9 protein-coding genes are annotated in these 13,296 nt (G+C 51.5%); 8 read left to right on the top strand and 1 reads right to left on the bottom strand.

Annotated features, from left to right (window positions below; genetic code table 11):
• The first annotated feature begins 538 nt into the window (after positions 1-538).
• From ACJHYW_RS12180 to gudD, 6 genes are all read left to right on the top strand, one after another.
• Complete coding sequence (locus ACJHYW_RS12180) at positions 539-868, top strand: YqcC family protein (protein WP_000206975.1); 330 nt, start codon at positions 539-541, stop codon at positions 866-868.
• Positions 868-1,650, top strand: a complete 783-nt coding sequence (gene truC / locus ACJHYW_RS12185; protein WP_000889991.1) for a tRNA pseudouridine(65) synthase TruC — start codon at positions 868-870, stop codon at positions 1,648-1,650. The genes ACJHYW_RS12180 and truC overlap by 1 nt, the downstream gene beginning before the upstream one ends.
• Before the next feature lie 17 nt (positions 1,651-1,667).
• Entirely contained in the window at positions 1,668-2,117 is a 450-nt protein-coding gene (locus ACJHYW_RS12190) for a flavodoxin (RefSeq protein WP_000807747.1), read from the top strand.
• Between the two features lie 434 nt (positions 2,118-2,551).
• Positions 2,552-3,904, top strand: a complete 1,353-nt coding sequence (gudP, locus tag ACJHYW_RS12195) for a galactarate/glucarate/glycerate transporter GudP (protein WP_000097082.1) — start codon at positions 2,552-2,554, stop codon at positions 3,902-3,904.
• Between the two features lies 1 nt (position 3,905).
• Positions 3,906-5,246 carry an enolase C-terminal domain-like protein gene (locus ACJHYW_RS12200; protein ID WP_000211776.1) on the top strand — a complete coding sequence of 447 codons (1,341 nt, stop codon included), beginning with the start codon at positions 3,906-3,908 and terminating at the stop codon, positions 5,244-5,246.
• 20 nt (positions 5,247-5,266) lie between these two features.
• Positions 5,267-6,607 carry a glucarate dehydratase gene (gene gudD, locus ACJHYW_RS12205; RefSeq protein WP_000098220.1) on the top strand — a complete coding sequence of 447 codons (1,341 nt, stop codon included), beginning with the start codon at positions 5,267-5,269 and terminating at the stop codon, positions 6,605-6,607.
• Positions 6,608-6,837: 230 nt separating this feature from the next.
• Here gudD and barA read toward each other — a convergent pair whose 3' ends face one another.
• Positions 6,838-9,594 carry a two-component sensor histidine kinase BarA gene (gene barA, locus ACJHYW_RS12210; protein ID WP_000186462.1) on the bottom strand — a complete coding sequence of 919 codons (2,757 nt, stop codon included), beginning with the start codon at positions 9,592-9,594 and terminating at the stop codon, positions 6,838-6,840.
• A 56-nt stretch (positions 9,595-9,650) separates the two neighbouring features.
• On the opposite strand from barA, the gene rlmD reads away from it, so the two are divergent.
• Positions 9,651-10,952, top strand: coding sequence for a 23S rRNA (uracil(1939)-C(5))-methyltransferase RlmD (rlmD, locus tag ACJHYW_RS12215; protein WP_000046818.1), 1,302 nt, complete (start codon positions 9,651-9,653; stop codon positions 10,950-10,952).
• A 47-nt stretch (positions 10,953-10,999) separates the two neighbouring features.
• Positions 11,000-13,234, top strand: coding sequence for a GTP diphosphokinase (relA, locus tag ACJHYW_RS12220; protein ID WP_000226815.1), 2,235 nt, complete (start codon positions 11,000-11,002; stop codon positions 13,232-13,234).
• The last annotated feature ends 62 nt before the right edge of the window (positions 13,235-13,296 follow it).

Raw genomic sequence — 13,296 nt, forward strand, 5'->3', positions numbered from 1 at the left:
AAGAATCGTTATTTTCATTTAAAATCAATATATTGCTTGTCAATTCTTAACTTTCATATGAAATTTTCCTTAAGGCATTGTCTGTAAGCGCCTTGTAAGACTTCGCGAAAAAGACGATTCTATCTTCGTCGACAGGGAGTCAGACAACGAAGTGAACATCAGGATGATGACACTTCTGAAGGACACACCAGGATGGTGTTTCAGGGAAAGGCTTCTGGATGAAGCGAAGAGGATGACGCAGGACGCGTTAAAGGACACCTCCAGGATGGAGAATGAGAACCGGTCAGGATGATTCGGTGGGTCAGGAAGGCCAGGGACACTTCAGGATGAAGTATCACATCGGGGTGGTGTGAGCAGGAAGCAATAGTTCAGGATGAACGATTGGCCGCAAGGCCAGAGGAAAAGTTGTCAAGGATGAGCAGGGAGCAACAAAAGTAGCTGGAATGCTGCGAAACGAACCGGGAGCACTGTGAATACAGTGCTCCCTTTTTTTATTCCTGCTATCCTTCGCGGCAGTTTTTCTTATTGAGGTTGCTTTATGACCACTCATGACCGCGTTCGTTTCCAGTTGCAGGCGCTTGAAGCGTTACTGCGTGAACATCAGCACTGGCGAAACGATGAACCCCAGCCGCATCAATTTAATAGTACCCAACCGTTCTTTATGGACACCATGGAACCACTGGAGTGGTTGCAGTGGGTGCTGATCCCGCGAATGCACGATTTGTTAGAAAACAACCAGCCGTTACCGGGCGCTTTTGCCGTTGCTCCCTATTATGAAATGGCGCTGGCGACGGACCACCCGCAACGCGCGCTTATTCTGGCTGAGCTGGAAAAACTGGATGCTCTTTTTGCGGATGATGCGAGCTAATGCTGGAAATACTCTATCAGGATGAATGGCTGGTTGCGGTAAATAAACCCTCCGGCTGGCTGGTTCACCGCAGCTGGCTGGATCGCGACGAGAAAGTAGTGGTCATGCAAACCGTGCGTGACCAGATAGGCCAGCATGTGTTTACTGCTCATCGTCTGGACCGACCCACTTCTGGTGTGTTGTTGATGGGATTATCCAGCGAGGCCGGACGGCTGCTGGCACAACAGTTTGAACAGCACCAAATCCAGAAACGTTATCATGCGATTGTGCGCGGCTGGTTGATGGAAGAAGCGCTGCTGGATTATCCACTGGTGGAAGAACTGGACAAAATCGCTGATAAATTTGCCCGCGAAGATAAAGGCCCGCAGCCAGCAGTGACGCATTATCGCGGTCTGGCGACCGTAGAAATGCCGGTAGCGACCGGACGTTACCCGACCACGCGCTACGGCCTGGTGGAACTGGAGCCGAAAACCGGACGTAAGCACCAGCTCCGTCGCCATCTTGCCCATTTGCGTCACCCGATTATTGGCGACAGCAAACATGGTGATTTACGCCAGAATCGCAGCGGTGCTGAACATTTTGGCCTTCAGCGGTTAATGCTGCATGCCAGTCAGTTGTCATTGACGCATCCTTTTACTGGCGAGCCACTGACTATTCACGCGGGCCTGGACGACACCTGGATGCAGGCGTTATCACAATTTGGCTGGCGGGGTCTGCTTCCTGAAAATGAAAGGGTTGAGTTCAGTGCGCCATCGGGTCAGGATGGAGAGATAAGTTCCTAATCCAGGGAGAAAACGGTATGGCGGAAATTGGTATTTTTGTCGGCACTATGTACGGAAATTCGCTGTTAGTGGCGGAAGAAGCGGAAGCAATTCTGACCGCGCAGGGCCACAAAGCAACGGTATTTGAAGATCCTGAATTAAGCGACTGGCTGCCCTATCAGGATAAGTATGTTCTGGTGGTTACGTCCACGACCGGGCAGGGCGACCTTCCTGATTGCATTGTGCCGCTCTTTCAGGGAATTAAAGATACCCTGGGCTTCCAGCCGAATCTGCGTTATGGCGTGATTGCGCTCGGCGACAGTAGTTATGTGAATTTCTGCAATGGCGGCAAACAGTTCGATGCCTTGTTGCAGGAACAGAGCGCTCAGCGAGTGGGAGAAATGCTGTTGATTGACGCCAGTGAGAACCCGGAACCGGAAACGGAATCAAATCCGTGGGTCGAACATTGGGGCACGCTGTTGTCCTGATATGTTCAGCGAGCGGTAAATGCCGTTTTAGCAGTGCTGAATCGAATCTTTTCAGGCAAATGCCAGTAAAAACTGCTTCATAGTGCGGATTTTTACTGGCGTTTGCCTGGAGTCAAGCGATCCATTTCATACTCTTCTTTATTTCTTCGTTTTAACCCTTCCTTTCTTGTTCTTGTTTTCATTTCCGTGAAGTGGATTCCACCGTCCAGGGCTAATGCCAAAATCGGGCCTCATTGAACGCATTAATGTTGTGTTGTTGCACGGTGAGCCGCTATGGCGCGCTTTTTATACTGCTATTGCCAGATATAAACACGCGCCGCATTCGGCGAACGACCTATAAAAACGGCAAAAAACACCCTACGTCACCTCTGATTTCCTGGCGATGTCGCAGTCCAGAGTGAGCGTGGCTAACGCGAATTTTCAGGAGTGCAACAATGAGTTCTTTAAGTCAGGCTGCGAGCAGTGTGGAAAAACGCACGAATGCTCGTTACTGGATAGTGGTGATGTTGTTTATCGTCACATCCTTCAACTACGGCGACCGCGCTACGCTCTCTATCGCCGGTTCGGAAATGGCCAAAGATATCGGCCTTGATCCTGTGGGAATGGGCTATGTGTTCTCTGCTTTCTCATGGGCTTATGTTATCGGGCAGATCCCTGGTGGTTGGTTGCTGGATCGTTTTGGTTCAAAACGCGTCTACTTCTGGTCGATCTTTATCTGGTCGATGTTTACCTTGCTGCAAGGCTTCGTCGATATTTTTAGTGGATTCGGCATTATCGTTGCCCTGTTTACGCTGCGCTTCCTGGTCGGGCTTGCTGAAGCGCCATCTTTCCCCGGTAACAGTCGCATTGTAGCGGCCTGGTTTCCGGCGCAGGAAAGGGGAACGGCGGTGTCGATTTTTAACTCCGCTCAATACTTCGCAACGGTGATCTTCGCGCCGATTATGGGCTGGCTGACGCATGAAGTGGGCTGGTCACACGTCTTCTTCTTTATGGGCGGTCTGGGCATTGTCATCAGCTTTATCTGGTTGAAAGTCATCCACGAGCCAAATCAACATCCGGGTGTAAATCAGAAAGAGCTGGAGTACATCGCCGCGGGTGGCGCGCTGATCAATATGGATCAGCAAAACACCAAAGTTAAAGTGCCGTTCAGCGTGAAGTGGGGGCAGATCAAACAGCTGCTCGGGTCACGGATGATGATCGGCGTTTATATCGGTCAGTACTGTATCAACGCCCTGACTTACTTTTTCATTACCTGGTTTCCGGTTTATCTGGTGCAGGCGCGTGGGATGTCGATTCTGAAAGCGGGCTTTGTGGCTTCCGTTCCGGCGGTTTGCGGTTTTATCGGCGGTGTGCTGGGTGGGATTATTTCCGACTGGCTGATGCGCCGCACGGGATCGCTGAACATTGCGCGTAAAACACCGATCGTAATGGGCATGTTGCTGTCGATGGTGATGGTGTTCTGCAACTACGTCAACGTTGAGTGGATGATCATCGGCTTTATGGCGCTGGCCTTCTTCGGTAAGGGCATCGGGGCGCTGGGTTGGGCTGTAATGGCTGATACTGCGCCAAAAGAGATCAGCGGTCTTTCCGGTGGCCTGTTCAACATGTTTGGTAACATTTCTGGCATCGTCACGCCAATCGCAATTGGTTATATCGTTGGCACGACTGGCTCCTTTAATGGGGCGCTGATTTATGTTGGTGTTCATGCCTTAATCGCGGTACTGAGCTACCTGGTGCTGGTGGGCGATATCAAGCGTATCGAGCTGAAACCTGTCGCGGGGCAATAAGATGACGACACAATCCAGTCCTGTTATTACTGATATGAAAGTCATTCCGGTCGCCGGACATGACAGCATGTTGCTTAATATTGGTGGTGCACATAACGCATATTTCACCCGCAATATTGTGGTACTCACCGATAACGCCGGGCATACCGGCATTGGTGAAGCGCCGGGCGGAGAGGTGATTTATCAGACACTGGTCGAGGCTATTCCGATGGTGCTGGGCCAGGAAGTTGCGCGCCTGAATAAAGTGGTTCAGCAGGTGCATAAAGGTAATCAGGCAGCCGATTTTGATACCTTCGGCAAAGGTGCCTGGACTTTTGAATTGCGCGTTAATGCCGTGGCGGCGCTGGAAGCCGCCTTGCTTGACCTGCTAGGTAAGGCGCTGAATGTTCCGGTCTGCGAACTGTTAGGGCCAGGCAAGCAACGTGATGCTATTACCGTTCTCGGTTATCTGTTTTATATCGGTGATCGGATCAAAACCGATCTTCCTTATCTGGAAAATACTCCGGGCAACCATGAGTGGTATCAATTGCGGCATCAGAAAGCGATGAACAGCGAAGCCGTTGTGCGTCTGGCGGAAGCTTCACAGGATCGCTATGGCTTTAAAGATTTCAAACTTAAGGGCGGAGTGTTACCTGGCGAGCAAGAAATCGACACTGTTCGTGCATTGAAGAAACGCTTCCCGGATGCGCGGATTACCGTTGATCCCAACGGAGCATGGCTGCTTGATGAAGCTATTTCTCTGTGCAAAGGGCTGAATGATGTTCTCACCTATGCCGAAGATCCGTGTGGCGCAGAACAGGGTTTCTCCGGACGTGAAGTGATGGCGGAATTTCGGCGGGCGACCGGCTTGCCCGTCGCGACTAATATGATCGCCACCAACTGGCGCGAAATGGGCCATGCGGTGATGCTCAATGCGGTAGATATTCCACTTGCCGACCCGCACTTCTGGACGCTTTCCGGTGCAGTCCGCGTAGCGCAGCTTTGCGACGACTGGGGGCTGACCTGGGGCTGCCATTCCAATAACCACTTTGATATCTCTCTGGCGATGTTTACCCATGTGGGCGCGGCGGCACCGGGTAATCCTACCGCTATCGATACCCACTGGATTTGGCAGGAGGGCGATTGTCGCCTGACCAAAAATCCGCTGGAGATTAAAAATGGAAAAATTGCCGTTCCTGATGCGCCCGGTCTGGGCGTGGAACTGGACTGGGAGCAGGTACAAAAGGCGCATGAGGCCTATAAACGTCTGCCTGGCGGTGCGCGTAACGACGCGGGCCCGATGCAGTACCTGATCCCCGGCTGGACCTTTGACCGTAAACGTCCCGTTTTCGGCCGTCATTGATTTTGAAAAAGGACATAAAGATGAGTTCTCAATTTTCGACGCCTGTTGTTACTGAAATGCAGGTCATCCCGGTGGCGGGCCATGACAGTATGCTGATGAATCTGAGTGGTGCACACGCACCGTTCTTCACGCGTAATATTGTGATTATCAAAGATAATTCTGGTCACACTGGGGTAGGGGAAATTCCCGGCGGCGAGAAAATCCGTAAAACGCTGGAAGATGCGATTCCGCTGGTGGTGGGTAAAACGCTGGGTGAATACAAAAACGTTCTGACGCTGGTGCGTAATACATTTGCCGATCGTGATGCCGGCGGGCGCGGTTTGCAGACATTTGACCTGCGGACCACTATTCATGTGGTTACCGGGATAGAAGCGGCAATGCTGGATCTGCTGGGGCAGCATCTGGGGGTTAACGTGGCATCGCTGCTGGGCGATGGTCAACAGCGTAGCGAAGTCGAAATGCTCGGTTATCTGTTCTTCGTCGGTAATCGCAAAGCCACACCGCTGCCGTATCAAAGCCAGCCGGATGATCAATGTGACTGGTATCGCCTGCGTCACGAAGAAGCGATGACGCCGGATGCGGTGGTGCGCCTGGCGGAAGCGGCATATGAAAAATATGGCTTCAACGATTTCAAACTGAAGGGCGGTGTACTGGCCGGGGAAGAAGAAGCAGAATCTATTGTGGCACTGGCGCAACGCTTCCCACAGGCGCGTATTACCCTCGATCCTAACGGTGCCTGGTCGCTGAACGAAGCGATTAAAATTGGTACATACCTGAAAGGTTCGCTGGCTTATGCAGAAGATCCGTGTGGTGCGGAGCAAGGTTTCTCCGGGCGTGAAGTGATGGCAGAGTTCCGTCGCGCGACTGGCCTGCCGACCGCAACCAATATGATCGCCACCGACTGGCGGCAGATGGGCCATACGCTCTCCCTGCAATCCGTTGATATCCCGCTGGCGGATCCGCATTTCTGGACGATGCAAGGTTCGGTACGTGTGGCGCAAATGTGCCATGAATTTGGCCTGACCTGGGGTTCACACTCTAACAACCACTTCGATATTTCCCTGGCGATGTTTACCCATGTAGCCGCTGCTGCACCGGGTAAAATTACTGCTATTGATACGCACTGGATCTGGCAGGAAGGCAATCAGCGTCTGACCAAAGAACCGTTTGAGATCAAAGGCGGGCTGGTACAGGTGCCGCAAAAACCAGGATTGGGCGTAGAAATCGATATGGATCAGGTGATGAAAGCCCACGAGCTGTATCAGAAACATGGGCTTGGTGCGCGTGACGATGCGATGGGAATGCAGTACCTGATTCCTGGCTGGACGTTTGATAACAAGCGCCCGTGCATGGTGCGTTAAGACTGAAAACAAAAACCGGCTCTGTCAGGAGCCGGTTTGAGACTGATGCCAAACGCAAAATTGCCTGTTGCGCTACGTATCAGGCCAACATACTTTTTAATTCATTGAATTTAATTGGTTTTGTAGGCAGGATAAGGCGTTAACGCCGCATCCGGCATAAACACAGGCACTTTGTCACCAGTCTGAAACCAGCTTCATAAAAAGCCGATTGCTACTCGACAAGACGTCCGTTACCCGAGAATTTTGCTGGCTTCGCGCGCTACATTATCCATCTCGTCTAACAGTTCCAGCAGCTCCGGCTCCAAATCTTCTTCTTTAGTACCGCTACGTAGCTGTTGTTCGATCAGTTGGCAGAGATTCTTCATACGCGGCACACCGCTATAGCCGCAACTGCCATGCAGTTTATGAATCAAATCAACCAGGCCTTCCGGGTTTTCTCCAACCAGCTGTTCCTCAACTTTGTTGCGAACTTCAGGCAGGAAATCGAGTAACATTTGCAGCATATCGCGCGCTAAATCGGTTTTTCCTGCTGCCTGGCGTAGTGCCAGTTGCCAGTCGAGGGTCGCATTCGGGTTCACCACAATTTCGTTGACTTCGGGCGTCACGACGCGAGAGGAAATACCGCTGCCAGGCTTATAGCGCAACAACAAATTATGCAATCGCTCTTCTTCAATCGGTTTCGCCAGATAATCGCTCATCCCTGCGCCAAGCAGCTTCTCTTTTTGCCCGGCCATTGCATGCGCCGTTACCGCGATAACCGGCGTTTGTTGCTGATGGGGGAGCTGGTGGATGAGTTCGCAGGCCCGAATGCCGTCCATGTCCGGCATTTGAATATCCATTAAGATCAAATCGAACGGCATCTGTTTCGCCCGTTCAACCGCCTGATGCCCGCTATCGCAAAGTTCCACATGTTGCACCATATCTTCCAGCAATGCGCCGATAAGTTTCAGGTTAGCGGGGTTGTCATCAACCGCCATGACTGTCATTGCCAGCTTACTTTCATCGGTTACAGGCAAAAGCGTGTTTTGTTTGTGATGACAAAATTCCGTCAGGGCAGGTAACAGGCGCGTAGGTGTTAATGGTTTCAGCAGACACGCGCCGATACCATCTTGCTTAAGTTTTTCAGCATTGACTTGTGCATGGCAAGGAAGTGCCAGCATCAGAAAATCGGTCATCGATACTGCTTTCGCTAATCGCTCATGTTGCATTGTTAGCGGCTCGCGGAAGGTCACCGCGATGCCTAACAACATCATGTCGTAATGCGCGGGAGGCAGCGCGGAGAACGTTGGGCTATAAACCACTTCCAGCGGCGTTTCACTTAAAATATCCAGCGTGCATTGCGCTGCTGCGGAGTTTGGTTCGACATAGGCCAGGCGCTTACCGGTGAGGCACTGGGTGGATGGCCCTTCGATAATAATGTTCGGGTTCAGATCGAGATTAATGTGGAACCAGAAAGTTGAACCACGATTCGGCTGGCTATGGAACGAAATATCACCGCCCATTTCATTAACCAGTTTTTGTGTAATCACCAGCCCCAGCCCGGTGCCACCATGACGGCGGGAAATACTGGCATCAGCCTGTCTGAAGGCCTGGAATAAGCGCGATTGATCGCGTTCAGGAATACCAATGCCGGTATCCCGAATCTGCACTTCAATTTGCACTTTGGTATTACTCAGCGCACGTTTTTCTACCAGAATATCAATGTTGCCATTCTCGGTGAATTTAATTGCATTCCCCACCAGGTTAGTGATGATTTGCTGTAATCGTAGTGGGTCGCCGATAACGTTATCAGGCACGTCGCTTTTAATATTGAGCGTCAGTTCCAGCCCTTTATCGTGAGAAGAATGTGCCAGCAGGGTAACGACTTCATCCAGCGTGCTGCGTAGTGGGAATGGAATACTTTCCAGAATCAGCTTACCTGCTTCCAGTTTCGAGAAGTCGAGAACATCATTAATAATTGCCAGCAAATTATTTGCCGAACGTTCAATCGTATTCAGGTGATCGCGCTGCGTTGGTGTTAATTCTGTTTTCAGCGTCAGGCGGGTAAAGCCAATAACACCATTCAGTGGTGTACGCAGCTCGTGTGACATATTTGCCAGAAACTCGGATTTAATACGCGCCGCTTCCTGGGCGCGCTTTTTCGCCAGATCCAACTCAACGTTCTGAATCTCCATTTGCTCCAGCGTCTCACGCAGATCGGACGTCGCCTGGTCGATATTGTGTTGCATCTCTTCGTGATAAGCCGCCAGCGACATTGCCATCGAGTTGATACCGTTTTTCAGCATATCCAGCTCGCCGAGCATAAATCCTTCCACCCGGCTGTCGAGTTGCCCGCGACGGATGCGGTCGACGGTATTCACCATGTTGCGAATCGGGCCGGTAACATCGCGCATTAAGCGCCAGCCAAAAATAAGCGCAATACCGATACAAAACAGCATCATCACGCTGGAAATAAAGATCTCTTTATATTGCTGCAAGCGAACCGATTTAAGATCCAGCTCCAGCGCAATATATCCCAGCATATTTTGACTATTTTTGGCATCGCTACTGGGCGATTCGTCGGGGGAGTAACTTTCAGAAATAATCGGCGTGCGGAGGATCATTATATCGCCGTCACGAGTGACAGTGAGCTGGCGAGGAAATGGCACGTTGCTGCCGAGCTGCATTGATGAGGGATCAAGATGAAAATTGGAGGTGACAAAGAGTCGGTTATTTTCATCATAAACCGAAATCGCGCGAACAATATCAGAATGGCGACGATGCAGTACGCTTATTAACTGACCGATAGATTCGCGATTTTGCAGACTCATGCCATATTCAGTAGAAACTGCAAGCGGCTCAATAATGCTGGCACCGGCATCTTCCAGTTGACGCTGCAAGTCGTTATAGCGATGCACGACGAAAAAGATACTCAGCAATAAACCAATAAGGACGGTCGGTGCCAGGATCAGAATCATCATGCGTGCGCGCAGGCTGTAGTTGGTCATGGAGTTCCGTTATGGGACAATTAAGGTCACACTGTTAAATTGAGAAAGTCTCGCCAATGGCGCAATTCTACTCTGCAAAACGACGCACGACGACGCGTCAGATCATAACCGTTTCAGTCAACGACCTCGACTCTTTTGGTCAGGGTGTGGCGCGACATAACGGCAAAACGTTGTTTATCCCCGGATTATTGCCGCAGGAAAACGCGGAAGTTACTGTTACTGAAGATAAAAAACAGTATGCCCGCGCTAAAGTCGTACGCCGGTTAAGCGATAGTCCGGAACGCGAAACGCCACGCTGTCCTCATTTTGGCGTATGCGGCGGCTGTCAGCAACAACACGCCAGTGTGGATTTACAGCAGCGAAGCAAAAGTGCGGCACTCGCCCGATTAATGAAACACGAAGTCTCTGAAGTGATCGCCGATGTTCCCTGGGGCTATCGCCGTCGCGCGCGTTTAAGTCTGAACTACTTACCGAAAACACAGCAACTTCAGATGGGGTTTCGCAAAGCGGGCTCCAGTGACATTGTCGACGTTAAACAATGCCCCATTTTAGTGCCCCAACTTGAAGCATTGCTGCCCAAAGTCAGGGCATGCCTGGGCAGCTTACAAGCTATGCGCCATCTTGGTCATGTTGAACTGGTACAGGCAACCAGCGGCACGCTAATGATTTTGCGCCATACCGCACCGCTAAGTTCGGCAGATCGCGAAAAACTGGAATGCTTTTCGCATTCTGAAGGCCTGGATCTGTATCTCGCCCCCGATAGTGAGATACTCGAAACCGTCTCTGGTGAGATGCCCTGGTATGACTCAAATGGGTTGCGCTTAACTTTTAGCCCGCGCGATTTTATTCAGGTCAATGCGGGTGTGAACCAAAAAATGGTAGCGCGTGCGTTGGAATGGCTGGATGTGCAACCTGAAGATCGCGTACTGGATCTGTTCTGCGGTATGGGCAACTTTACACTGCCATTGGCGACACAAGCTGCCAGTGTGGTGGGTGTAGAAGGTGTTCCGGCGCTGGTGGAAAAAGGCCAGCAGAATGCGCGTCTTAATGGCTTACACAATGTGACGTTTTATCACGAAAATCTTGAAGAAGATGTCACAAAGCAGCCGTGGGCGAAAAACGGCTTCGATAAAGTGTTGCTGGACCCGGCGCGAGCAGGTGCCGCAGGTGTTATGCAGCAAATTATAAAACTGGAACCTATTCGTATAGTTTATGTATCCTGTAACCCTGCAACGCTGGCTCGGGATAGCGAAGCGTTATTAAAAGCAGGATATACCATTGCGCGACTGGCGATGCTGGATATGTTCCCACACACGGGACATCTGGAATCGATGGTACTTTTCTCGCGCGTTAAATAGTTGCGATTTGCCGATTTCGGCAGGTCTGGTCCCTAAAGGAGAGGACGATGGTTGCGGTAAGAAGTGCACATATCAATAAGGCTGGTGAATTTGATCCGGAAAAATGGATCGCAAGTCTGGGTATTACCAGCCAGAAGTCGTGTGAGTGCTTAGCCGAAACCTGGGCGTATTGTCTGCAACAGACGCAGGGGCATCCGGATGCCAGTTTGTTATTGTGGCGTGGTGTTGAGATGGTGGAGATCCTCTCGACATTAAGTATGGACATTGACACGCTGCGGGCGGCGCTGCTGTTCCCTCTGGCTGATGCCAACGTAGTCAGCGAAGATGTGCTGCGTGAGAGCGTCGGTAAGTCGGTCGTTAACCTTATTCACGGCGTGCGTGATATGGCGGCGATCCGCCAGCTGAAAGCGACGCACACTGATTCTGTTTCCTCCGAACAGGTCGATAACGTTCGCCGGATGTTATTGGCGATGGTCGATGATTTTCGCTGCGTGGTCATCAAACTGGCGGAGCGTATTGCTCACCTGCGCGAAGTAAAAGATGCGCCGGAAGATGAACGCGTACTGGCGGCAAAAGAGTGCACCAATATCTACGCGCCGTTGGCGAACCGTCTTGGGATTGGGCAACTGAAATGGGAGCTGGAAGATTACTGCTTCCGTTATCTGCACCCGACCGAATACAAACGCATCGCAAAACTGCTGCATGAACGCCGTCTCGACCGCGAACACTATATCGAAGAGTTTGTCGGCCATCTGCGCGCTGAGATGAAAGCTGAAGGCGTTAAAGCTGAAGTGTATGGTCGTCCGAAACACATCTACAGCATCTGGCGCAAAATGCAGAAAAAGAACCTCGCCTTCGATGAGCTGTTTGATGTGCGTGCGGTACGTATTGTCGCCGAGCGTTTACAGGATTGTTATGCCGCACTGGGGATAGTGCACACTCACTATCGCCACCTGCCGGATGAGTTCGACGATTACGTTGCTAACCCGAAACCAAACGGTTATCAGTCTATTCATACCGTGGTTCTGGGGCCGGGTGGAAAAACCGTTGAGATCCAAATCCGCACCAAACAGATGCATGAAGATGCAGAGCTGGGTGTTGCTGCGCACTGGAAATATAAAGAGGGCGCGGCTGCTGGCGGCGCACGTTCGGGACATGAAGACCGGATTGCCTGGCTGCGTAAACTGATTGCGTGGCAGGAAGAGATGGCTGATTCCGGCGAAATGCTCGACGAAGTACGTAGCCAGGTCTTTGACGACCGGGTGTACGTCTTTACGCCGAAAGGTGATGTCGTTGATTTGCCTGCGGGATCAACACCGCTGGACTTCGCTTACCACATCCACAGTGATGTCGGACACCGCTGCATCGGGGCAAAAATTGGCGGGCGCATTGTGCCGTTCACCTACCAGCTGCAGATGGGCGACCAGATTGAAATTATCACCCAGAAACAGCCGAACCCCAGCCGTGACTGGTTAAACCCAAATCTCGGTTACGTCACAACCAGTCGTGGGCGCTCGAAAATTCACGCCTGGTTCCGTAAACAGGATCGTGACAAAAACATTCTGGCTGGACGGCAAATCCTTGATGACGAGCTGGAACATCTGGGGATCAGCCTGAAAGAAGCAGAAAAACACCTGCTGCCGCGTTACAACTTCAATGATGTCGACGAGTTGCTGGCGGCGATTGGTGGCGGGGATATCCGTCTCAATCAGATGGTGAACTTCCTGCAATCGCAATTTAATAAGCCGAGTGCCGAAGAGCAGGATGCCGCCGCGCTGAAACAGCTTCAGCAAAAAAGCTACACGCCGCAAAACCGCAGTAAAGATAACGGTCGTGTGGTGGTAGAAGGTGTCGGTAACCTGATGCACCACATCGCGCGCTGCTGCCAGCCGATTCCTGGAGATGAGATTGTCGGCTTCATTACCCAGGGACGCGGTATTTCAGTACACCGCGCCGATTGCGAACAACTGGCGGAACTGCGCTCCCATGCGCCAGAACGCATTGTTGACGCGGTATGGGGCGAGAGCTACTCCGCCGGATATTCGCTGGTGGTCCGCGTGGTGGCTAATGATCGTAGTGGGTTGTTACGTGATATCACGACCATTCTCGCCAACGAGAAGGTGAACGTACTTGGCGTTGCCAGCCGTAGCGACACCAAACAGCAACTGGCAACCATCGACATGACTATTGAGATTTATAACCTGCAGGTGTTGGGGCGCGTGCTGGGTAAACTCAACCAGGTGCCGGATGTTATCGATGCACGTCGGTTGCACGGGAGTTAGGCCGAAATTTGCTCGTATCTACAATGTAGATTGATATATACTGTATCTACATATGATAGCGG

This window comes from Escherichia sp. WS3063, from assembly GCF_046486595.1.
Lineage (GTDB): Bacteria > Pseudomonadota > Gammaproteobacteria > Enterobacterales > Enterobacteriaceae > Escherichia > Escherichia coli.